The sequence below is a fragment of the Mesorhizobium sp. f-mel genome (assembly GCF_053850215.1).
The window spans coordinates 390547-413885 of the sequence record NZ_JBSPTO010000001.1; the positions used below are offsets into that span (position 1 = coordinate 390547).

18 protein-coding genes and 1 pseudogene are annotated in these 23339 nt (G+C 62.4%); 16 read left to right on the forward strand and 3 right to left on the reverse strand.

Annotated features, from left to right (window positions below):
• The first annotated feature begins 281 nt into the window (after positions 1-281).
• Genes ACWUKX_RS01830 through ACWUKX_RS01840 form a run of 3 tightly spaced genes read left to right on the forward strand, consistent with a single transcriptional unit; the run spans position 282 to position 4318 of the window.
• The gene (locus tag ACWUKX_RS01830) at positions 282-1556 is read left to right on the forward strand and encodes a tetratricopeptide repeat protein (RefSeq protein WP_456003270.1); all 1275 of its coding nucleotides are present in this window, start codon (positions 282-284) and stop codon (positions 1554-1556) included.
• Positions 1553-2380, forward strand: a complete 828-nt coding sequence (locus tag ACWUKX_RS01835) for a FecR family protein (RefSeq protein WP_456003272.1) — start codon at positions 1553-1555, stop codon at positions 2378-2380. The genes ACWUKX_RS01830 and ACWUKX_RS01835 overlap by 4 nt, the downstream gene beginning before the upstream one ends.
• Before the next feature lie 15 nt (positions 2381-2395).
• The gene (locus ACWUKX_RS01840; RefSeq protein ID WP_456003275.1) at positions 2396-4318 is read left to right on the forward strand and encodes a CHASE2 domain-containing protein; all 1923 of its coding nucleotides are present in this window, start codon (positions 2396-2398) and stop codon (positions 4316-4318) included.
• 14 nt (positions 4319-4332) lie between these two features.
• Here ACWUKX_RS01840 and ACWUKX_RS01845 read toward each other — a convergent pair whose 3' ends face one another.
• Entirely contained in the window at positions 4333-5235 is a 903-nt protein-coding gene (locus ACWUKX_RS01845) for an IclR family transcriptional regulator (RefSeq protein ID WP_456003277.1), read from the reverse strand.
• A 121-nt stretch (positions 5236-5356) separates the two neighbouring features.
• Here ACWUKX_RS01845 and ACWUKX_RS01850 point away from each other — a divergent pair, with 121 nt between their 5' ends.
• Genes ACWUKX_RS01850 through ACWUKX_RS01885 form a run of 8 tightly spaced genes read left to right on the forward strand, consistent with a single transcriptional unit; the run spans position 5357 to position 15302 of the window.
• Entirely contained in the window at positions 5357-6958 is a 1602-nt protein-coding gene (locus ACWUKX_RS01850; RefSeq protein WP_051695391.1) for an ABC transporter substrate-binding protein, read from the forward strand.
• A 12-nt stretch (positions 6959-6970) separates the two neighbouring features.
• Positions 6971-7831 carry a hydrolase gene (locus ACWUKX_RS01855; protein ID WP_065007058.1) on the forward strand — a complete coding sequence of 287 codons (861 nt, stop codon included), beginning with the start codon at positions 6971-6973 and terminating at the stop codon, positions 7829-7831.
• Positions 7828-9438: a gamma-glutamyltransferase gene (gene ggt / locus ACWUKX_RS01860; RefSeq protein WP_456003279.1), complete on the forward strand. Its 1611-nt coding sequence runs from the start codon at positions 7828-7830 to the stop codon at positions 9436-9438. Before ACWUKX_RS01855 ends, ggt begins: the two co-directional genes overlap by 4 nt.
• A 58-nt stretch (positions 9439-9496) precedes the next feature.
• Positions 9497-10474: an ABC transporter permease gene (locus ACWUKX_RS01865; RefSeq protein ID WP_127208009.1), complete on the forward strand. Its 978-nt coding sequence runs from the start codon at positions 9497-9499 to the stop codon at positions 10472-10474.
• A 1-nt stretch (position 10475) separates the two neighbouring features.
• Positions 10476-11399: an ABC transporter permease gene (locus tag ACWUKX_RS01870; protein WP_456003281.1), complete on the forward strand. Its 924-nt coding sequence runs from the start codon at positions 10476-10478 to the stop codon at positions 11397-11399.
• Positions 11396-12358 carry an ABC transporter ATP-binding protein gene (locus tag ACWUKX_RS01875; RefSeq protein ID WP_456003283.1) on the forward strand — a complete coding sequence of 321 codons (963 nt, stop codon included), beginning with the start codon at positions 11396-11398 and terminating at the stop codon, positions 12356-12358. The genes ACWUKX_RS01870 and ACWUKX_RS01875 overlap by 4 nt, the downstream gene beginning before the upstream one ends.
• A gap of 56 nt (positions 12359-12414) precedes the next feature.
• Positions 12415-13410 (forward strand): ABC transporter ATP-binding protein, encoded by a 996-nt coding sequence (locus tag ACWUKX_RS01880; RefSeq protein WP_029355029.1) that lies wholly within the window; start codon positions 12415-12417, stop codon positions 13408-13410.
• Between the two features lie 20 nt (positions 13411-13430).
• Positions 13431-15302, forward strand: coding sequence for a CocE/NonD family hydrolase (locus ACWUKX_RS01885; RefSeq protein ID WP_456003285.1), 1872 nt, complete (start codon positions 13431-13433; stop codon positions 15300-15302).
• Between the two features lie 70 nt (positions 15303-15372).
• On the opposite strand, the gene ACWUKX_RS01890 is transcribed toward ACWUKX_RS01885, so the two are convergent.
• Both ACWUKX_RS01890 and ACWUKX_RS01895 read right to left on the reverse strand, forming a co-directional pair.
• Positions 15373-16272 carry a proline iminopeptidase-family hydrolase gene (locus ACWUKX_RS01890; RefSeq protein ID WP_456003287.1) on the reverse strand — a complete coding sequence of 300 codons (900 nt, stop codon included), beginning with the start codon at positions 16270-16272 and terminating at the stop codon, positions 15373-15375.
• A gap of 159 nt (positions 16273-16431) precedes the next feature.
• Positions 16432-17157: an autoinducer binding domain-containing protein gene (locus ACWUKX_RS01895; RefSeq protein WP_456003289.1), complete on the reverse strand. Its 726-nt coding sequence runs from the start codon at positions 17155-17157 to the stop codon at positions 16432-16434.
• Between the two features lie 299 nt (positions 17158-17456).
• Between ACWUKX_RS01895 and ACWUKX_RS01900 the strand changes: the two genes are divergently transcribed.
• The 5 genes and pseudogenes from ACWUKX_RS01900 (at position 17457) to ACWUKX_RS01920 (ending at position 23242) form a co-directional block, all read left to right on the forward strand.
• Complete coding sequence (locus ACWUKX_RS01900; RefSeq protein WP_456003291.1) at positions 17457-19130, forward strand: ABC transporter substrate-binding protein; 1674 nt, start codon at positions 17457-17459, stop codon at positions 19128-19130.
• Between the two features lie 107 nt (positions 19131-19237).
• On the forward strand, positions 19238-20266 hold the full coding sequence (locus tag ACWUKX_RS01905) for an ABC transporter permease (protein WP_456003294.1): 1029 nt from the start codon (positions 19238-19240) through the stop codon (positions 20264-20266).
• Positions 20266-21240, forward strand: coding sequence for an ABC transporter permease (locus ACWUKX_RS01910; protein ID WP_456003296.1), 975 nt, complete (start codon positions 20266-20268; stop codon positions 21238-21240). Before ACWUKX_RS01905 ends, ACWUKX_RS01910 begins: the two co-directional genes overlap by 1 nt.
• Positions 21230-22252 carry an ABC transporter ATP-binding protein gene (locus tag ACWUKX_RS01915; protein WP_456003298.1) on the forward strand — a complete coding sequence of 341 codons (1023 nt, stop codon included), beginning with the start codon at positions 21230-21232 and terminating at the stop codon, positions 22250-22252. The genes ACWUKX_RS01910 and ACWUKX_RS01915 overlap by 11 nt, the downstream gene beginning before the upstream one ends.
• Positions 22249-23242, forward strand: a pseudogene (locus ACWUKX_RS01920) (ABC transporter ATP-binding protein). Before ACWUKX_RS01915 ends, ACWUKX_RS01920 begins: the two are co-directional and overlap by 4 nt.
• Positions 23243-23339: the final 97 nt, after the last annotated feature.

Consider the following 23339-nt stretch of genomic DNA (forward strand, 5'->3'; position numbering starts at 1 on the left):
GCAGAATCGCGCAAACAATATTGATCTTGTCGGCTGCGCGATCCACGGCTGATTATGATTTGGCTTAGTTGCCGTTTGTAGCGAATACTTGCTCGAAGTCCAGCAACGCTGAGAAGATGCTTGGCCAACCAGGGTAGCCGAAATGCGAATGAACCCGATAGTTTGTTGCGCAGCTGCAACAGCTGCTGAAGACTCGGAAGGTTTTGTGACAGTTCTGTCGCTTTTTTTCGTGCAGGCGTGCTAGATCGCTGCACTAGTCGGGTTGGGGTGGGTTTCTCGGCATGCATTCCTCGTTTTCAATGATCTTCGGCTTCGCCGCGGCGCTGCTTTGCACCGGCATATCGCCGGCCGGCGCACAAGGTCTCTATCCGGCCTATGACGATGCTTTTTCAGCCCGCATCGCCAGTCCGGCCGACAACGGAACGCTCGCCCAGTTCGTCACGGTTGCCGTCAACGCCGGGCAGTACGATCAGGCGATCTCGTCGGTCGAGCAGTATCTCATCAAATATCCCCGCGATGCCCGCGCCCGGCTTGCGGCCAGCCGGTTGTACTATCATGTCGGCTCCTATGAATTGGCCCGGCGGCAGGTGCAGTACGGCATCGAGGTCGGGGGCCTGTCCGCGGCTGAGCAGCAGGAAGCTGTTCGCCTGCTTGCCCGCATCGAGCGCGCGTTGCGTGGCGTCACCTGGGAACTCGCCCTGACCGGCGGCGTGTTCAGCGCATTCACCGATTTTGAGCCCGGCGGGGCCCAGGACGACGACAGCTTCGTCTCGCCCTATGGGCGGGCGGAAGGCTTTGTGCGATGGGACCTCGGCACGCCAAGTGCCGACGCTCTCGTTCTTTCAGGGTCGTTGACGGCGACACAGCGTTTTTTCACGCCAGACCTGTCGGTTCCGGGTAGCAAGGAGACTTTCATCCACGGCAACGCCGCGATCACCTGGGACAAGGGGCTGCCCAACAGTGGGATCGATTCGCTGCGCCTGCTGCTTTCGGCCTTTACCGTTACAGATCGTTTCGACAGCGATATCCACGAAACCGGCATCGGCCTCAGTGGACGCTTTCTTGTGCGCCCGACCGTCGAGACGACGCTTTTTGCAGGCGGCGGCTACATCGATCTAAGCGCCTCGCAAGGCATTTTCGCCGATAGCAGGGTCTTCTATGAGGCAGGCGGCAGCTACCGCTTCCGCAATGGCCAGGCGCTCGGATTGCGCCTGGTCGGCTCGAATGACTTCGCCTCCGGATCTGGCGAAATCGGCCACAGCTACATGGGCGAGATCCGCTACGGCGGCCTGTTGATGAACGTACCGGATCTTTTCGCATGGTCGCACCAGGTCGCCTTCTCGGCCGGCCACAGCGACACTCCCGATCTGTCCGTTGGCATCGGCACAAATATCAAGAGCGACTTCTGGCGCATTGCCTCGGAAAGCGATTTTCAGCTCACGGAGTCGCAGAAGATCAGCGTCGATCTCGCCTATCGCGAAATCAACTTCGACATTGCCAGCCGCGACCGAAAATCGTTCGAAATGCTCATGAGCTACACGTTGACGCTCAATTGAAAGAGGCCGCGATGAGGACCCCGTACCGTCAGATCGCCATTTTTGTCGCCTGCCTTGGCTTTGCGGCACCATCCGCCGCTGAAACGATCGGGTCGATGACGGCCTACCAGACCAACATCGTCCGTAATGACAGCGGGACGATGAGTGTCGGTGCCGGCGTCGAACTCGGCGATCAGTTGCGCAGCAATCCCACTGGTCTTGGAATGTTGGTGTTCCGGGACGAATCGAGCGCCAAGATTGGTCCGAACACCAGCCTGACGATCGATGAATTCGTCTACAATCCGGGCTCCGGATCGGGAAAGATCGACGTCGGGATGAACAGCGGCCTGGCCCGTTTTTATGGCGGCCAGATTTCCAAAGGCGGCGTCATGCAGGTTGCGACGCCGCATATGGTGCTCGGGGCCAGAGGCGGCATCATCGAAGTGCTGGTGGCAGCCGGCCAGACCGTCGGCATACTGCGCGCCGGCCGCATGACCTGCACGATGAATGGCAAACGGCTGGTCATCACCAACCCGGGCTACGCCTGCACATCGGAAAATGGCAAGCTGCTGACCGGCTACGGCGGAATCGACACGTTCCCGATATTGGACAGCATCGACCGGATAGCCGGCACCGGTCTGCCAGGCGCACCGGGTCCTGGATTGGACGTAAGCGCGATTTGTGCGTCGGCACTCGGCGGCTCGCTCAAAGCCTGCGAGTCCACTAACGGCGCATTGCCAGGCGTGGTCATGGAGTTCCCCGACAGCCTAACGCCACCCGTGGGCGGCGGCGGGGATAACGGTGGGTGTGAGGGTGAGGGTTGCTGCTATCCAGACTGCAGGTAGACCCGCCCGACCGGCATGAGCCCCGTGTTCGATTGGCGGCAAGCTGCCAGGCGCAAAATATCCGGTCTCGTGGTCGTGCTCTTGCTGCTCGCTTGCCATTTGGCTTTCGACGGGCCGCTGTCGCGCCTGCGCGAACGCACGTACGACTTCTACCAGTTTCTCGCCCCGCGCCAGGCGACGAGCAATCCTGTCGTGATCGTCTCGATAGACGACGCCAGCCTCAAGGCACATGGGCGATGGCCTTGGAACCGTGGCCTTTTGGCTGATCTGGTCGATGGCATCAGCGGGTCTGGTGCCGCGGTGATCGGGCTTGCGCTGGTGCTGCCCGAGGCCGACACCTCGCCTGACGGTATCGCCGGAGACAAGCGCCTGGCAACGGCGCTGTCGAAAAACCGGACGGCGCTTGCCGTCAGCCTGGGCAACGAGGCGACGGTTTCAGAAGCAGTGCCCAAAGCCGGCTGGTCGATTGTCGGGCAAGTACCCGACACACTTCCCGGCTTCACCGGCCTGACCGGCTCGCTTGCCGAATTCTCGAGCGCCGCTGCGGGTCTCGGCGTAATTCGCACCTTGCCCGATACCGACGGCGTACTACGCCATGTGCCGCTGCTCTGGCTCCGAAATACGGCTCAAGGCGTTCAGCTCTGGCCGTCCTTCGCGCTCGAACTCCTGCGCCTCTACGCCGGAGAGAACGGCTACGTAGCCCGGATGAATGCCGCCGGGTTTGACGCGCTCAGGATGGCCGGGACCATCGTGCCACTCGAGCCGCAGGGCAGCATCCGCCTCTGGGAAACCGACACCAATACGCCGCGCATATCTGCCGGTAGTATTCTTTCGGGCCGCGGCGATCCGCTGCTGCGGAACGCCATCGCCATTGTCGACCTGTCGGCCGTGGGATTGACGCAGTACCTGCCAACCCCGACGCGTCCGGCGCGACCAGGCGTGGACATCCACGCTGATGCAATCGGCCAGATGCTTGCCGCGCGCTTTCTTGCAGAGCCAACGCAAGCGCGTACGCTGGAGCGGCTGTGGTTGGTCCTCAGTGGCATCGTTTTCATCGGACTTTCGGGAGTTCTCGCCCAGCGTGTCATGCTTGGCGCCCTCGCTCTGGCGCTCCTTGTTGCTATGCCCTTCGCGTTCGGCGCTCTCGAATTCAGCCTGCAGGGTAAGCTCTACGACCCACTACAGCCGGCGCTTGCGACGATCCTCTTAGCAGGCTTCGAAGGCTATGTCCTCTACAGGCGCAGCGAGCAGCGCCGGTCCACCCTGGCTCGGCAGTTTTCCCAATATCTGTCGCCCTCCGTGGTGCAGCGCCTCGCAAATTCGGATACCGAAGCGATCCTGTCCGGAGAGAAGCGCGAGATCACAATCCTGCTGAGTGACATACGCGGCTTCACGGCGATGAGCGAACAACTCGATGCACAAGAAATCGCAAAGGTGGTCAATCACTTCCTCGGCCTCGCGACCGATGAGATACTCAAGCGCGACGGGACCATCGATAAGTTCATGGGCGATGCCGTGCTAGCCTTCTGGAACGCGCCGCTTGACCAGCCAGATCATCGCGAGCGTGCGCTCGAAGCGGGGCTTGCCCTGATCGAACGGGTGAAGCGCGAAAACGCCGCGTTCACCGCGCGCGGGCACCCCTCTATCCAAATCGGCGTCGCCATCGAGACTGGCATCTGCTCCGTAGGGAATTTCGGCTCCGAACGGCGCTTCGATTACACCGCGATCGGCTCGCCGGTGAACCGCGCGGCACGGCTCGAGTCAACCACCAAAAAGCTGAGGATCCCTCTGGTGCTTGGTCCCGGATTTGCGCAAGGAGCATCGATGCCGGTTGTGCAGGCAGGCGCCTTTGAACTCCAAGGCTTCAAGGGCGAGGTGTCGATTTTCACCGTTCCGGAGATACACCCCTCGTCACAATCCGCCAAGGAAGTCGTGTGATGTTTGGCACCGGTTCAACTCGCCATCTCATTGGCCGGCGAGCGAAAGCCAAGGGCGGCGGAAATACGATGGGCGGCCCGGGCTACCATATCGCCCAGTTCGCTTATGCGCTCTTCCGGCACCCGGTTTTCCGGGGCAGCGATGTTCAGCGCCGCGATTATCTTGCCCGGTGCCACGAACACCGGTGCGGTGATCGAAATCAGATCGTCGTTGATCTCGCCGCGACTGACGAAAAACTTCGCCTTGCGGATTTGCTCGAGCCCGCCCCTTAGAAGCCGAGGATCGGTCACAGTTTTCTTGGTGAAGCGCTTCAACGGGCCGGAAAGAATAGCCTCGCGCTCCTCATCATCCATATGGGCCAGGAACGCCTTGCTCGAACCGGCATGTAGCGGACGCCGGCGGCCGACAATCGCATTGACGCGAAGGTCCCGCTTCGGCTCCCATTTGGCGACGCAAAGGCTTTCCTGGTCATCGCGGATTCGCAGCTGGGTGGTTTCGCCGATCTCCTGACCGAGTTCTTCCAGAACAGGGTTTGCAATGCGGATCAGGTCCATCTGTTCGCTGGCGGCGTGGCCGAGCATCAGCGCGGCGAGGCCGAGACGATAGCCTTTTCCATCCGATGACCGCGCCAGCAGACCGCGTCGCACCAGCGTCTGCAAAAGCCGGAAAGCACGTGCCTTGCTGTCGCCGGAACGCCGCGCGATTTCGGAAACGCCAAGATCGGCCTCTCCGGCCACAGTCTGCAGCAAGCTGATCGCGCGATCGACGGAATCGACTGTGTACCGGGTGTCTGCCTGATCGGTCATTTCTCGTTTCCTCGCCAAAACTCTCATGCTGAAGCCTAAACGAGAAAATTTGTCTCGTCTAGTGAAACAACGGTTTATCTGTATTGACAAGCGGAGGAGCTTTAGTTTCAACTCGCCGTCAGGAAGGAGGCCGGCACCGTCAGCGGATCCTAGGCTGGGCTCGATGATGGCAAGCGGCAGCAGAAAAGAACTCCTCCGACGGACCTATCCAGAGTGGACACGGAGAGAACCAATGATGAACCGGACAATATCGCGCCGTGCGCTGATGCAATGGGCGCTCGGGGGTGCCGCTGTCTTGCAAGGCATTAGCTGGACGGGGCTTGCCCAGGCCGCGGCAAATGGCCAGCTGCGGATCGGCATGGCTGCTCCGCCGACGACGCTAGACCCGCATCTGAAGAGCAATGCGCCGAACAACGCGCTTGCCACCCACATCTACGACACGCTTGTCATCAACGACGAAAAATCGATCTCCAGACCGGGGCTCGCGACGGCCTGGCGCGTGGTCGACGACACCCATTGGGAGTTCGACCTGCGGCCCGACGTGCGCTTCAGCGACGGCGAGCCGCTCACCGTAGACGACATCGTCGTCTCATTCGACCGGGCCAACACCATCGAAAGCACGGCGTCGTTCCGGACCTACACGCGCAACATCAACTCGATCACCTCGCCCCAACCCGGCAAGCTTCTCATCGAAACCAAACAGCCGGAGCCGCTTCTGCCCAACTCCCTCAGTCGCATTCGCATCATCCGCGCCAAGTTCAAGGATACCCCTAGCGATCAGTTCAACAACGGCACCGCGGCGATCGGCACGGGCCCGTATGTGCTGAAGGAATATGTTTCCGGCAACCGTGTCGCGCTTTCCGCCAATCCAAACTACTGGGGACCGAAGCCTGCTTTGCCGGACGTCGAGCTCCGCATCGTCACCGATGCCGGCGCGCGGCTTGCCAACCTGCTCGCCGGCGATCTCGACCTCGTTGAACAGGTGCCCTACGAGGGTGTTGCTCGCGTCGAAAAAGACGAGCGCTTTCACATCATTCGCGGCGTCTCGAGCCGGGTCGTCTTCTTCTCGTTGGACACGTTCCGGGACGTCACGCCCTTCATCACTGGCAAGGACGGCAAGCCGCTCGACCGCAACCCGCTGAAGGATCTGCGCGTGCGGCAGGCGCTGTCCATGGCGATCGACCGCAGCGCCATTGTGGAGCGCTTGATGCAGGGCAATGCCATTGTCGCTTCGCAGTTTCTGCCTGCCGGAGCCCCGGGCACCTCGGCTGCTATCAAACCCGTTCCATTCGACGCTGCAAAAGCCAAGGCCCTGCTCGCCGAGGCTGGCTACCCCGAGGGCTTCCGACTGACGATCCACGGGCCCAATGATCGTATCGTCAACGATTCGAAGATCGTGCAGGCCGTGGCCCAGATGTTCTCCCGCATCGGCCTGGAAGTCAGCGTCGAGGTCATGCCCTGGTCGGTTTATGCCGACAAGGCGGATGCCCATGAGTTCAGCATCAATCTGGACTCCTGGGGCGTCAACACGGGCGAAACCTCTAACCCGATGACAGCGCTGGTCGCGACGCAGAACCCGGATGCCGGTATGGGTATTGCCAATTCGGGCCGCTACTCCAACCCCGATCTCGATGCCAAACTGGCTGTGGCGAAGCGGACGCTGGACGATGCCAAACGCGAAAAGATGCTCTCGGAGCTCAGCGAGATCGTCTTCAACGACGTCGCTGTGATTCCGATGCACCACGAGGTCCTCGTCGTGGCTGCCCGGAAGGACCTTCAGTTCACGACGCGGGCCGACCAGTATACGCTGGCGATGAATGCCAAGACTGTCTGAGGAGTTGTAGACTTGACGAGCATCGCCACGGGATCCGTCGCGGATCGCGGTCGCGCTACATACGATCTTGGCGCGACCGCCATCTTTGCTTCCAAATCAGACCCACGCTTCCACTATTGCCTTTATGTACCGCCCGCGGTTGGGGAAGGCGCCCAAGTCGACCTGCTGGTGGCCGTCCATGGCACTGGCCGCACCTCGTTCCTGGGTTTCCGCGACGCGTTCGCCGAGTTCGGACGCTGGAACGACTGCGCCATCTTGTGCCCGGTGTTTCCAATGGGCGTTCTCGGCGACGACGCCCGCAGCGGATACAAATACATGATCGAGGGCGACATCCGCTACGATCAGGTGCTGCTCGCCATAGTCGAGGAAGTTGTCGCGAAATACCGTCAGGACTGGACCCGCTTCGCCATGTTCGGATTTTCCGGCGGCGGGCACTTCACCCATCGCTTCGCCATCCTCCATCCCGACAGGCTCTGGGCGGCGTCGATCGGTGCGCCAGGCTCGGTGACCTTGCTCGATCCCACGCGGGACTGGTGGGTGGGCATTCGCGACCTGGCGGAGAAGTTCGGCATTACCTTCGACGCCGCAGCGCTGGCAAAAGTGCCGGTCCAGATGATCGTCGGTGATGCCGACCTGGAGACCTGGGAAATCACGCATGTCCAAGGCAGCACCCATTGGATGCCGGGCGCCAACGATGCAGGACAAACGAGGCCGGAACGCCTCAGGACGTTGTGTCGATCGTTCGAGGAAGCCGGTGTGCGCGTACGCTTTGATTTGTTGCCCGGGGTATCCCACGAACGCGACGCGGTTCTCGATCCGGTCAAGGATTTCCTGGCCCAGGCGCTCAAGGAACGACGGAACGCCTCAAGATGAACGCAATGATCGTTGCGCCGCAGCCGGAGGCGGTCGAGGCGGGCGCGCTGGTGCTCAAACGCGGCGGCAACGCCGTCGATGCGGCGATCGCCTGCGCTTTCATGCAAGGCGTCGTCGACCCTCAAATGGCCGGCATCGGGGGGTTTGGCTCGATGCAGGTCTACATGCCGCGACGCGGCGTGCATGAGGTGCTTGAATTTTACGCCAGGGCGCCGCTCAAAGCATCGCCCGAAATGTGGAGCGACCTCCTGGTCGGCCAGTCTCGCGATGGCTTCGCCTTTCTGCTGGAAGGCGGCATCAGCGAGATCGGCTACCTCGCCGTCTGCACGCCGGGCAGTATCAAGGGTTATGCCGAGGCGCTGGGGAGATATGGCACTTTTGAATGGGCCGACGTCGTCGCACCCGCCGCCACGCAGGCCAGGCGAGGCTTCATGGTCCGCCCGCATGTCCACTGGTATTGGTCGCAGGACGGCGTCGATACCGGCGAAGTGCGGACACTTGACAAGCTGCGCTTCAGCAACACGGGGCGCGCAATCTATTTTCGCTCTGACGGCACGGTGAAGCTGCCAGGTGACGTCGTCGTCAACACCGATCTCGCTCAAACGCTCGAGCGCATCGCGGCGGCCGGTCCGGACATTTTCTACAAGGGCGAGATCGCCGAAGAAATCGCCGCCGACATGGCCGCCAACCGAGGCCTCATCGGGACGGATGATCTGGCGTGCTACGAGCTCTCTACCGCGCAACCGCTCTGGGGCGAGTATCGCGGCTACGATATCGCGACCAGCCCGCCGCCCGCCAGCGGCATATCCATGCTGCAATTGCTCCACATCCTCACACATTTTGATGTTGGAGCCATGGAGCATGGCGGTGCCGAGCACATCGTCCTGCTGGCAGAGGCGATGAAGCGCATGACCATCGACAAGGACCGCCACCTCGGCGATCCTGCCTATGTTGACGTGCCGGTCGGGCGGTTGCTGTCCCGCGATTATTGCGGCGGGCTTGCCGCCGAGATTAAGGCTGGGCTGCGCGCCAGGATCGAGCGCGTCGACGACCGGTCGCCGCGCGAGACGACTCATATTTCGGTAGTCGACCGGGAGGGCAACGCCGTCGCCTTGACCCACACGCTGGGCAGTCCTTCGGGGGCGATCACCGATGGCTTGGGTTTCATGTACAACGGAACGATGAGCCGCTTCGACCCAAGGCCGGGCAGGGCCGGATCGCTGGCTCCCGGCAAGCGGCGGGCCAGCTCTGCGGCGCCCACCATCGTCTTCAAGGACGACCGGCCCGTGATCGTCATGGGAGCGCCCGGCGGCAGCTATATCGCGCCGTCCATGGCGCAGGGCCTGATGAACCTCATTGATTTCGATATGAGCATGCCGGAAGCGGTGGCCGCCCCGAGGATCGTGGCGGTGTCGAATACAATCGACGTCTCCAATCGCATTCCGCGCTATGTCACTGAAGAAATCGAGGGCAGGGGCTACGAGGTGAAGCGCTCCTGGCAAAGTTACGCTTTTGCCGCCCTTCACGGCATCCAGATCGAAGACGGAGTTTGCCGCGGCGGTGCCGATCCGCAGCGCGACGGCATGGCGATGGCGGTGCCGGCGTGATGTGCCGCGCACAGACGACCGACGAGCCTTTCCGGCAATCAGGCTGGAGAGCGATGCCATGACCGCAGCCGTCGTGCGCCGGCTGCTCCAGGCCGTGATGGTCATGTTCGCCATGACGGTCATCGTCTTCATCGCGATCAACGTCATCGGCGACCCCGTCGACATTCTGATCTCTCCCGACGCCGACCAGATCGAGCGCGCGCGCGTCGTCCAGGCCCTCGGGCTCGACCTGCCGCTTTGGCAGCAGTATCTCCGCTTCCTCTGGGCGGCGCTGCATGGCGACCTTGGCGAGAGCTACGTCTACAACGAGCCGGCGATCAGGGTGATCCTGGAGCGACTGCCGGCGACGCTTGAGCTGGCCGTCGCTGCCATCCTCATCGCCATCGTCGTCGGCGTGCCGCTCGGGCTTTATGCCGGGCTGCGGCCGGACGGCATCTTGAGCCGCGTCATCATGACCGTCAGCATCCTCGGCTTCTCGCTGCCGACCTTCTGGGTCGGGCTGGTGCTGATCATGTTTTTCGGCGTGCAACTCGGCTGGTTGCCGAGTGGTGGGCGCGGCCAGACCGCCGAACTGTTCGGCGTCCAATGGGCGTTCCTGACCAAAGACGGCCTTGCCCACCTGATCCTACCGGCGGTGAACCTCGCCTTGTTCGACGCCTGCCTCATTCTACGCCTGACGCGCGCCGGCGTCGCCGAAGTCCTGCCGCTCGATTTCGTCAAGTTCGCACGGGCCAAGGGCCTCAAAGAAACGCGCGTGATCGGCGTCCACGTCTCGAAGAACATCATGATCCCGGTGGTGACCATCATCGGCCTGGAGTTCGGCTCTATCGTCGCCTTCTCGGTTGTCACCGAAAGCGTCTTCAGCTGGCCGGGCATGGGCAAGTTGATCATCGACAGCATCAACGTGCTGGACCGTCCGATCATCACTGCTTACCTGATGGCGATCGTCGCCTTCTTCGTCATCATCAATCTCGTCGTCGACCTGACCTATACGGCACTCGACCCGCGGGTGCGGCTCCAGGGCGAGGGATCGTGAGATGAGCATCGACACCTTGCCGCCGCCGATGCCGGTCGAGGCCGAAAAGGGTGACGAGGCGCCGTTTCAAGTGCTCGTGCGGGCATTCTTCCGCTCGCCCGCCGCCGTTACCGGTTTCGTGCTGCTGACCGCGATCATCGGGCTGGCGCTGCTTGCGCCGCTTATAGCGCCGCAAAATCCCTACGACCTGAACCAGCTCGACATCATGGACAGTCGCCTGCCGCCCGGCTCGCAATCGATGACGGGCATGACGTTCTGGCTCGGCACCGACGACCAGGGTCGTGACATGCTTTCCGGCATCATCTATGGCCTGCGCATATCGCTCGGCGTCGGCGTCAGCTCGGCGCTTTTCGCAGCGCTGTTCGGCGCCTCGTTGGGCCTGCTCGCCGCCTATGTCGGCGGTCGGACCGAGACGGCGATCATGCGCATCGTCGATCTGCAACTCTCCTTCCCCTCCGTTCTCGTTGCGCTGATGATCCTCGCCTTTCTCGGCAAAGGAATCCTCAACGTTGTACTCGCTCTGGTGATCGTCGAATGGGCGACCTACGCGCGTGCCGCGCGCGGCACGGCGCTGGTGGAGCGGCGCAAGGAATACATGGAAGCAGCGGAGTCGCTCGCTATTCCACGATGGCGCATTCTGTTCGTCCATCTGCTGCCCAACTGCCTGCCGCCGCTGATCGTGATCGCGACGGTGCAGGTGGCGCGCGCCATCTCGCTGGAGGCGACCTTGTCCTTCCTTGGCCTGGGTGTGCCGATCACCGAGCCCAGTCTCGGCCTGCTGGTCGCCAACGGCTACCAGTACATGCTCTCCGGCATGACCTGGATCAGCTTCTATCCGGGCGTAGCGCTGCTGATTACCGTGGTTGCGATCAACCTCGTCGGTGATCGGCTGCGCGACGTGCTCAACCCGCGGGGGCGCGAATGAATGAGACCGTACTCGAAGTCCGCGATCTCAGGACCCATTTCGGACAAGCAAAAGCCGTCGACGGCGTCTCGTTCAGCGTCGCGCGCGGCGAGGTTCTGGGTCTCGTTGGCGAAAGCGGGTCCGGCAAGTCGGTCACTGGCTTTTCCATCATCGGCCTGGTCGATCCGCCCGGGATGATCGTCGGCGGTCAGATCTTCTTCAACGGCCGCGACCTCACCCGCTCCAGCCGCGAGGAGATGCGAGCGCTGCGCGGCCGCCGCATGGCCATGATCTTCCAGGATCCGATGATGACGTTGAACCCGGTCCTGCGCATCGATACGCAGATGATCGAGGCGGTGCAGGCGCATGAAAACGTCTCGCGCACCGAGGCCAGGGCGCGGGCGCGCGACGCGCTCGGTATGGTCGGGATTCCGAGCCCGGACGAGCGGCTGCAGGCCTATCCGCATCAGTTTTCCGGCGGCATGCGCCAGCGCGTCGTTATCGCTATCGCGCTGCTGCACCAGCCGGACTTCATCATTGCCGACGAGCCGACCACCGCGCTCGATGTGACGATCCAGGCGCAGATTCTCGCCGAGATGCAAAAGCTCGTGGCGCAGAACAACACGTCGCTGATCTGGATCACGCATGATCTCGCCGTCGTCTCGCGGCTCGCCGACCGGATCGCCGTGATGTATGCGGGCCGCATCGTCGAATCCGGTCCGGTGTCGGACGTTCTCGCCCGTCCGCTGCACCCTTATACCGCAGGTCTGATCGACTCCATTCCCAGCCGCAACCAGCGCGGCGAGCGGCTTCGGCAGATCCCCGGAATGGCGCCCAGTGTTGCGCGGCTGCCGACCGGATGCGCTTTCGCCCCGCGCTGCGCACGTGCCGATGCGGTGTGTGCCCAGGCGGTGCCGCTGTTCGCTGCTGGCCCGCGCGAGCACCGTTGCGTCCATCCCTTGCCGGAGCTCCGCGTATGATCTCCTCGACTCCGGTTGCGGCAAACATTCAAAGCTCCTCACCGGGTTCTGGCGGGATGGCGCCGCTGATCGAACTGAACGAGATTTCTCACAGCTTCGGCACGCGGCCCGATCTCGCTGCTCGTTTGGCGATCTCGCTCAAACTTGCCAAACCGGCGGCAAGGGTGCAGGCGATCGACGGTGTCAGTCTCGCCGTTCGCAGGGGTGAGGTTCTGGGCCTCGTTGGCGAGTCGGGATGCGGCAAGTCCACGCTGGGGCGGATCGTCGCCGGCATTGTGTCGCCTACCAGGGGATCGGTATCGTGGCGCGGCAAGGATATGAAGGCGCTCCCGCCGTCCGAGCGGCGTGAAGCCAAGCTGCGCGTGCAGATGATATTCCAGAACCCCTATGCCTCGCTCAATCCGCGCCGCAAAGCGGCCGATATCGTCGGCGAGGCCCCGCGCGTTCACGGGCTGGTCGGCGGCGATCTCGGCACCTTTGTCGATGAACAGTTCCGACGTGCCGGCCTCGATCCGGCGTTGAAGCACCGCTTTCCGCATCAGTTTTCCGGCGGTCAGCGCCAGCGGATCGGCATTGCGCGCGCGCTCGCCGTGCAGCCGGAATTTCTCGTCTGCGATGAGGCCGTTGCCGCTCTGGACGTCTCGATCCAAGCGCAAATCCTCAATCTCTTCATGGACCTGCGCGAGAGGCTGAACCTCACCTACCTGTTCATCAGCCACGATCTCGGGGTGGTCGAGCACATCTCCGATCGGGTGGCGATCATGTATCTCGGCCGCATCGTCGAAGAGGCCCCGTCCGAGGAGATATTTGCCCGGGCCAACCATCCCTACACGCAGGCGCTTCTCGCCGAGGTGCCGCGGATCGAAACCACCAAACGCGGCTTTGCCGCGATCAAGGGTGAATTGCCGAGCCCGCTCTCGCCGCCGAGCGGCTGTCATTTCCACCCGCGCTGCCCGCACGCGATGCCTCGTTGCCGGACCGAAGCGCCGCGACTGAAGGTGGTTGCTGCCGGACACAAGAGCGCATGCCACCTCAATGACGCTGCCGTCTGAACGCCTTGGAATTTTTAGAGATGACCGACCTCCAGGCGTTCCAGTCCGTGACCGATGACATGGTCCTCTGCCGCGACGTCATGGTGACGATGCGCGATGGGGTAAGACTGGCGACCGACATCTACCGACCGGCAAGGGGAGGCCGCGCGCTGGACCGGCCAGCTCCCGTCATCATTGAGCGGACGCCTTATGGCAAGGCGATGGCGTCGCGCGCCGAGCTCGAGGTCGGTATGACCGAACCGATGGATCGCGCGACGGTCGCCGAGCATTTCGTGCGCCATGGTTACATCGTCGTTTATCAGGACTGCCGCGGCCGCTACGGCTCGGAAGGCGAGTTCGTCAAATATCGCTCCGAAGGTCCGGACGGCTACGACACGCTTGCATGGATCGCAGCCCAGCCCTGGTGCAACGGCCGGATCGGCACGATGGGCCTTTCCTATGCCGCACATACCCAAATGGCGGCGGCGTGCCTTGCGCCACCGGCTCTTGCTACCATGATCCTCGATTCCGGCGGGTTCTCAAATGCCTTCACCTGCGGCATCCGCCAAGGCGGTGCGTTCGAGCTGAAACAGGCGACCTGGGCCTACCGGGAAGCCCGCGAGAGCGCCGTTGCCGCCGGCGACGAGTTGGGCCAAAAGGCGCTCGAAGCGGAAAACCTGCATCGCTGGTTCGGCAAAATGCCGTGGTCGGAGGGACGTTCGCCGCTCCGCTGGGCTCCGCAATACGAGGCCTATCTGCTCGAGCAGTGGCGGCACGAGACCTTCGACGATTTCTGGAAGCAGGTCGGCATTCATGCGGCGGGCTTCTACGATGCCATTCCCAACATTCCGATCGCTCTGATGTCGAGCTGGTTCGACGTCTATGTCCCGACGACGTTCGAAAATCTGGCTGGCCTTGCCAGCAATGGCAAACGGCCGCTCGCCTTGATCATGGGTCCGGGCTTGCACGGCGACCGCAATCTGACCTTTGCCGGCGACGTCGATTTCGGACCGACCGCTCCGCTCGGCGGCAATGTGGCGGCGAGCTGGCTGGAGTTTCGTCGCCGCTGGTTCGATCGCTGGCTGAAGAGCGGGCCGGAGGGCGATCTCGACGAGGAGCCGATCCGCCTTTTTGTCATGGGCGGGGGAAAGGGCACGAAAAATGAAACGGGCCGTCTCGATCACGGCGGCCGCTGGATCAAAGCCAAGCGGTGGCCGCTGCCCGAGGGGACGGAGCAAAGCTATTATCTGCACCCCAACGGCAGGCTCTCGGAGGCCTTTCCTGCGGCCGACGCCGTCGCGCTGACCTATGATTTCGATCCCGCCGATCCCGTCCCGACCATCGGCGGGGCGCTGACCAGCGGTCAGCCGATCTTCGCCGGCGGCGGCTTCGACCAGAGAGAGGACCACAGGTTCTTCGGCTGCCGCAATTTTGGCTTGCCGCTTTCCGCCCGTCTCGATGTCCTCTCCTTCGAGACCGAGCCGCTTGCCGACGATTTGACCGTGCTCGGACTGGTGGCGGTGGAGCTCTGGGCGGCGACCGATGCAACCGACACCGACTTCACGGCCAAACTGATCGACGTCTATCCACCGAGCGCAGACTATCCGACGGGCTTTGCCCTGAACCTGACAGACGGGATTTTCCGCTGCCGTTTCCGGCATTCATTCGAAAGAGCCGAGCTCGTGAAGCCTGGGGAGATCATGCGGCTTCGCATCGAGTTATTTGCGACCGCCAATCTGTTCCGTGCCGGCCATCGGCTGCGGCTGGACATCTCTTCGAGCAATTTTCCGAAGTTCGACGTCAATCCGAATACCGGTGCGCCGGCTGGCCTCGGCCGTAGCCGGCAAGTGGCGCGCAACACGGTTTTTCTCGATGGGACGCGGCCATCGCGGCTGATCGTGGAGAGATTATGAGCAAATCGGGCGGCTCTAAGCCCTGCACAATAAGCTTGCGCAAAGATAGGCTGCTGTGGGGGTATGGACCTCAGTCGTATCTGGCCAGAAAGCGTCCGACGGCGGCGAGGCAATCGTCCTTCTCCTCGACATGCGGCATGTGGCTGGAATTCGGGAAGACCATACCTTCGACGTCGGGAATATGATCGAGAAAGGGCTGGACGCAGGCTTCGGTCGCTTCGTCGTAAAATCCGCGGAACGCCAAGGTCGGCGCCTCGATCAGATGCAGGCGGTCGACGATGGTCCAGTTCCGCATGGTACCGATGACGTGAAATTCATTGGGCCCGTTCATGGTGTGATAAACCGTCGGATCCGCGTCGATGGCCGCAAATGTCCGGGCGACCTCCGGCGGCGTCGGAAGGACACGGCAGACGTGGCGATCATAGAAGGCTTTGGTTGCCGCAACATAATCCGGGTGATCGGTGGTTCCGGCTGCCTCGTGCCGGTCAAGCGCACTTTGCACATCGGCCGGCAGCCCGGCGCGCAATTGCAGCGCGCCATCCACCCATAGCGCCATTGAGGCCAGCGAATTGGCCAGGATCAACGCCTTGAGCCCGGCGGGGCGTCGCACGGCATGTTCGGCCGAGAGTATGCCGCCCCAGGATTGGCCGAGCAGGGCGTAACGGTCGGCAATGCCAATGTGAGCGAGCAGCGCATCGAGTTCGCCCAAAAAGAAATCGACGGTCCAGAAGTCGCCGCCCTTGTCGGGCAGATGGGTCGATTTGCCGTTACCGATCTGATCGTAGTGGATGACGGCCCGCCCGGTATCGGCAAGCTCCTTGAACGAATCAACATAGTCATGGGTGCAACCCGGCCCGCCGTGAGCGACGACCAATGGCAACTTGCCCGAGTCGAGATCTCCGATTACGCGGTACCAGGTGCGGTAGCCCTTGTAGTCGCTAAATCCTACGGTGGTCGCATGTGTCGTCACAGTTCCAAGCTCCGCGTCATGGCGCGGCAGGAACCAAAGTGACGGACCCTCCCAAGCCTTATTTTGCGGCCGACGGTACTAAGTGGCCCGGTGCATTTACAGCTAGCACTATTTATAGGTTTGCCCTGGCAGGGGCCGGTGGCCCTCAGGCGGAGAGCCTCAATGCTCTGGCTCCAGCAGCCGGTAGTGGGCAGCCAGCGCGATGGCGTGGAAGCGGTTGCGCGCGCCAAGCTTGCGTGTCGCCGCGTTGAGATGCAGCGTTGCAGTCGGCACCGCGCGGCCAATCTCGCGCGCGACCTGCTTGGCCGTCAGTCCGGCGGCGGCGAGGCGCAGGCACTGACGCTCGCGCGACGTCAGATGGACATATTGGCAGGTGCGGATTCCGGCATCGAAACCGGCATAGACGGAGTCATGCAAAAGATGGCCCAGATCGCCGATTTCGGCGATGAACTGCCTTGCTTCGGCCTCGAACCCGGTCTCGGGGTCGGCGCGGATCGCGGTGAAGGTGGCCAGGTCCCCGCCGGCAAGACGGATGGGCACGGTGACACCGCAGGTCATCCTGGTGTCGAGCAGATAGCTGATCACGGGATCATGCTTGGACCGAAGCACGTGCTGCATGACGGTGCTCTGAACGCCTTTGTGTGACCAGAGGAACGGCCTCGATACGGCGAGCGCTGCTTCCTGCACGGGGTCAAGCTGATAATACCCGCCTTTGCACCAGAGATCCTGCATGTCGAGCGGCACGTTGTGCAGAGCCATCAGCGAGGGCGTGATCAGGTCGCCCTCATGGCTGACGGGCACAGGCGTATAGTCATAGATAAATGAGGTGAAACCGACGGGCTCCAGCACATCGGTCGCCACCGCCATGGCAGCGTCGATGCTCATTCCTGTTCGGAACCGGCTCTCTAGATCGCCTGAAAAGCCCTGCATCGGGCAAGCTTACTCGCTGGCCATTGCTTGTCAAATAGCCATGTCGTTCGAGTGCTCAACAAATAGGCTTAAGGCTGGCCTCTCCGACCTATCTATCTTAATAGCTATCCTGTCTGGCTTCGCTGGCCGTAGTCTTTTGCGATTGGGCGAAGTAGTGCAGACCACCCGCAACCCAAGATCATTTCCAGCCACGCCGCGGTCGATGATTGCGTCTAGCCTGGCAAGTCGACACGCTTTCCACGAGGAACACAACCATGCGACCCCAAAAGGCACTTGCAGCGTTGATACCCGGCCTGGCTCTGCTCGGCATGACAATAGTGTCACCGCCGAGCAGTGCCTTGGCCGCGGAAGGCAAGCCCGGCGGCACGCTGCGCTTGCTGGCCAACGCCGCCGCCGGCACCGCCGATCCGCACATCAATTACACGCTGCAGTATTTCCAGATGACCTATATCCTCTACGATGGTCTCGTGACCTACAAAAAGGCCGGGGACAAGACCGGCTTCGAGGTTGTCGCGGATCTCGCCGAAACCCTGCCGCAGGTCGAAAACGGCGGCAAGACCTATGTCTTCAAGCTGCGCAAAGGCATCAAGTTCGCCGACGGATCGGACGTCACCAGCAAGGATGTGGTGGCTTCGTTCCAGCGCATCTTCAAGATCAGCGGGCCGACGGCTGGGACCTTCTACAACGGCATCATCGGCGCCGATGCGTGTTTGAAAACTCCCGCCACATGCACCCTCGATGGCGGCCTGTCGGTTGACGACACAGCCGGAACGATCACCTTCAATCTGGTTCAGCCGGATGCCGAGTTCCTGCAGAAGATCGCCATTCCGCACGCGGCGATCCTGCCGGCGGGCGCGCCGCTCAAAGATGCCGGCACTGATCCGATCCCGGGCACCGGGCCGTACATGATCGCGAGCTATGACCCGAACAGGCTGATGAAAATGGTACGCAACCCTCACTTCAAGGAATGGAGCAAGGAAGCCCAGCCGGCAGGGTATCCGGACGAGATCGACTACGAGTTCGGCCTCACCGACGAAGCGGCGGTGACTGCGGTCGAGAACGGGCAGGCGGACTGGATGTTCGATCCGCCGCCGGCGGATCGTCTTGCCGAACTCGGCACCAAATATGCCAAGCAGGTCACGGTTCATCCGCTGACGGCGATGTGGTATGCGCCGATGAACAACAATCTGGCGCCGTTCAACGACATCCGTGTTCGCCAGGCGGTGAACTTCGCCATCGATCGCGCCGCGATCGTCAAGCTCTTTGGCGGCAGCAATCTGGCGCAGCCGGCCTGCCAGATCCTGCCGCCGGGCTTCCCGTCATTTGCGCCTTATTGCCCATTCACCGCCACTCCGGGCGAAAAGTGGTCGGCGCCGGATATGGATAAGGCCAAACAATTGGTTGCTGAATCGGGAACTGCAGGTCAGGAGGTAACGATCATCGCCGAGGACACCACCGTCTCGAAGGCGATCGGGGTCTATCTGCAGGACGTGCTCAACCAGCTCGGCTACAAGACATCGGTCAAGCCGATCTCGCAGAATATCCAGTTCACCTACATCCAGAATACCAACAACAAGGTGCAGATCTCGATCTCGCAATGGTTTCAGGATTACCCGGCGCCATCTAATTTTCTGGAAGTATTGTTCAGCTGTGCCTCGTTCACGCCGGGCTCGGACGCTTCGGTCAACATTTCCGGGTTCTGCGACAAATCGATCGACGCAGCGATGGCCGAAGCAGAGACTGCCACCATCGCCGATCCGGCCAAGGGCGCAACACTCTGGACCGCTATCGACAAGGCGGTAACGGACAAGGCCCCGGTCGCCGTGCTGTTCACACCAAAGCGGGTCGATCTCGTCTCTTCCAGGGTGAAGAACTTCACCTTCAGCCCGCAGTTCTACTGGATCGTCAGCCAGTCCTGGGTGGAATGATCTCCTAGAGCCAATGCGACGGAGCGCCACCGGCTCTCCGTCGCATTTCCTTTTCCGCCGGATCAGCGCATCTTTCAGGTTGAGATTTTTCCTAGGCAATCCTGTTCATGGTCAATGTCATTGCGGACCAGCCTGCCGCCCCGGTCCGCCAGACCGCCGATGGCCCATGGCGCACGGCATGGCGCAAGCTTAAAGCCGATCGTTCGGCAATAGCGGCGTTCGGTGTGCTCGTCGTGATTGTGATCGCCTCGCTGGCGGCGCCGCTTTATGCGCAATATGTCGCCCACACCGATCCGTTTGTGACCAATCTCAACGGCGAGATCCTCGTCGATGGGATGACCCAGCCGGTGTTACAGCCTTCCACCGAAGGCCTTGGGCTCGGCATGACGCCGATTGGGCCTACCTGGCGCATCGGCCCGTACCTGCTCGGCGCCGACAATCAGGGCCGTGACGTCGCGGCGCGACTGCTTTACGGCGGGCGGGATTCGCTGTTGATCTCGGGTGCTGCAGCGGTGCTGTGCCTCGTCCTGGCGACCTTTCTGGGGGTTGTTTCCGGGTTCTTCGGCGGCATTGTCGATGTCTGCCTGTCGCGTATTCTCGACGTGCTCTGGGCGTTCCCGGTTTTCCTGTTGGCGATTTCGCTGTCTATCGTCCTGATTGCGCAGAGCATCCAGATTGGTCCGTTCGAAATCCGCTCCGGCAGCCTGTGGCTGCCGGTGTTTATCATCGGCATCGTCTATGTGCCCTATGTGGCACGGCCGATCCGTGGCCATGTCCTGACCTTGATGCAGGCCGAATTCGTGGCCGCGGCGATCGGGCTTGGCGCGTCGCCCTGGCGCATTCTGCTGCGAGACATCATGCCAAATGTAGTGACGCGCATCATCGTTTTCGTGCCGTTGATCCTGGCACTCAATATGATGACGGAATCCTCGCTGTCGTTCCTGTCGATCGGCGTGCAACCGCCGGATGCCAGCTGGGGCACGATCATCCAGGACGGTCAGGGCCCGCTCTATTCCAGGCCGATCGTGGCGCTGGCACCCGGGCTTGCCATTGTCATCACCGTACTTGCTCTCAACATTCTGGGCGACGGCGTGCGCGACGCGCTCGATCCAAAATCCTCGCCGAGGGGCATCTAGTGCTTGCCGCGCTGAGTTTCCGGCTCGGCCAGATGGTGCTGGTCATGTTCGGCATCAGCGTCGTCGCGTTCCTGATCTTCTTTGCCACGCCCGGCGCCGATCCCTCGGCCCGCATTGCCGGCCGCAATGCTTCCCAGGAGACGTTGGTTCAGGTCCGCCACGATTTCGGTCTCGACCGGCCATTGCCAGTGCAATACGGGCTGATGATGAACCGGCTTTTCGTCAGCCGCGATCTCACCTCCTTCGTCAATCGCGGGCAGCGCGTAATTCCCGCGGTGATAAGCGCCATTCCGGTTACGCTGTCGTTGGTTGGCGGCGCCGCGGTGCTGTGGGTGCTCGGCGGACTGATTGTCGGGGTGATCGCCGGGGCGACGCGCGGCACATTCATCGACCGGGCGCTGATGATCTTGAGCCTGATTGGAGTGTCCATTCCGGTCTTCTGGCTCGGCGAGGTCGCCAATCTTCTGACACAGAGCCGTTGGCACGAGACCTGGCTGTTTTCCTGGGTTCCTCCGCTCGGCTACATCCCCCTGACAAAGGATCCCTGGGGCTGGTTCAAGGCGCTCATTATTCCGTGGTTCACGCTGGCAACCCTTTATGTTGGCCTCTACGGACGGGTGCTGCGGGCAAGCCTGATCGAGATGATGCAGGAGGATTTCATCCGCACCGCGCGGGCCAAGGGGATCGGCGAGCGGCGGGTGTTGCTGCATCACGGCCTCAGAACCTCACTAGTGGCATTCGTCACCATGTTCGGCCTCGATTTCGGTGCGCTGGTCGGTGGCGGTGCGCTGTTGACAGAAGTGGTCTTCGGATTGCAGGGCGTCGGAAAATTGACTTATGAGGCACTGCAGACCCTCGATCTGCCTATGATCCTTGCCACGGTGATCTACGCCTCCTTTTTCGTGGTCATGGCAAACTTCGTCGTCGATACCGTCTTTGTCTTTATCGACCCGAGGGCCCGCGATGTCCGTTGACGCTCCCCTTCTCGTCGTCGAGGGTCTCACGGTATCCTTCCGCAGCGACGCGGGCCTGGTACGGGCAGTGGCAGGCGTCTCGTTTGCCGTCGAGCAGCGGGAGATCATTGGGGTCGTCGGTGAGTCCGGTTCCGGCAAAAGCCAGACCTTGCTCGCCATCATGGGGCTGATCGACAGCCCCAATGCCGTTGTCTCCGGTTCAATCCGTTTCATGGGACAGGAACTCATCGGGCTCAACCGGCGTGCACTCGATGCCATTCGCGGCCGTCAGATCGCCATGATCTTCCAGGATCCGATGTCAGCGCTCACCCCGGTGCACACGATCGGCAACCAGATCGACGAGCAGGTGCGCGCGCATGAGAAAGTGTCGGCGCGGGCGGCGCGGGCGAGGGCGGTGCAGTTGCTGGACGCTGTCGGCATTGCGAACCCTGATCGGGTCGTCGACTGCTATCCGCACCAGCTCTCCGGAGGCATGCGCCAGCGTGCGGTGATTGCGATGGCGCTTTCGTGCAATCCGGCGCTGCTCGTCGCGGATGAGCCGACCACGGCCCTCGACGTGACCGTGCAGGCGCAGATCCTCGAACTGATCGAACGGCTGCGCGACCAGTTCGGCTCGGCGGTAATCCTGGTCACACACGATCTTGGCGTCGTTGCCCAAGTCGCGGATAGGGTCTTGGTCATGTATGGCGGACGCTTCGTCGAGGAGGGCCGCAAGAGCAGCGTGTTCCAGACGCCACTGCATCCCTACACATGGGGACTGTTCGGCTCGATCCCGCCGATGGATGGCGAGCGTCCGGCACGGCTCGCCGCCATTCCGGGAGCTCCCCCGTCCCTCTCCAACCTGCCGAAAGGCTGCGCCTTCGGGCCTCGTTGCGCCTTTCACCACGATGCCTGCATTGTCCAGCCCCCGCTTGTCGGCGGGAACGGCCATCGTGCTGCTTGCGCATTGCCGGAAACCAGCCGCAAACGATTCCATATACGCGAGGTTGCCAGCATCGAGACGCCAGTATGAGCGGCGTGCTGCGGGAGCGCCCGCTGCTCCGGACCAGCGACCTTTCTAAACACTATCGCGTCGGCCGCTCGATCTTCCCGGCGCAGCGCCGGACGGTCCAGGCGGTCGACACGGTATCGCTCGATATCTGGCCCGGGGAAACGCTTGGCATCGTCGGGGAGTCCGGTTGTGGCAAATCCACTCTCGGCCGATGCCTGGTGCGCCTGACCGACATCACCTCCGGTTCGCTGGAGTTCGAGGGCCGCGACATTACCGACGCGTCCCAGCGCCAACTCCGTCCGTTGCGGCGGCAGATGCAGATGGTCTTTCAGGATCCGAGCGCCTCGCTCAATCCGCGCCGGCGCGTCGGCGATCTGCTGGCCGACCCGTTCCGCATCCATGAGCGCCTCTCGGCCATCCGAAATGGCGGACCGCGTCGCCGAGCTTCTGCGCCGGGTTGAATTGTCCCCCGAGCACGCGTCGCGCTATCCCCACGAATTCTCGGGCGGCCAGCGCCAGCGTATCGGCATTGCTCGCGCGCTGGCGCTCCGGCCACAGTTGATCGTGGCCGACGAGCCGGTCTCGGCGCTCGACGTTTCGATCCAGGCCCAGATCGTCAATCTGCTCGCCGATCTGCGCGAGGAGTTCAACCTGACCTATGTATTCATCGCCCATGACCTCTCCGTGGTGCGTCAGATTTCGACGCGAGTGGCCGTCATGTATCTGGGATCGATCGTGGAAAGCGGGCCGACCGATCTGGTCTTTGCGACACCCAGGCACCACTACACTGCGGCACTCCGTTCCGCGGTGCCGATACCTAGTGTCGATCGGGCGCGGCGTGGGCGGCTCGTCCTGAAGGGTGACCTGCCGAGCCCTATGAACCCACCCTCCGGGTGCCGGTTCCACACCCGTTGCCCGGCCTCTACCTCCACGTGCCGCAACGAGCGGCCGCTTCTGCAGAGCACGGGAGACGGTCGCCTGGTTGCTTGCCACCATCCAGGGGGCGGGTAAGGCGCGGGATCTCGGCGGGAAAACAGGTGGAAGGCTGGGACCCCGAAGAGTCCGACGGCGATTGTGTTTGAGGAACAAATTGTCCCTCAAAAACAAT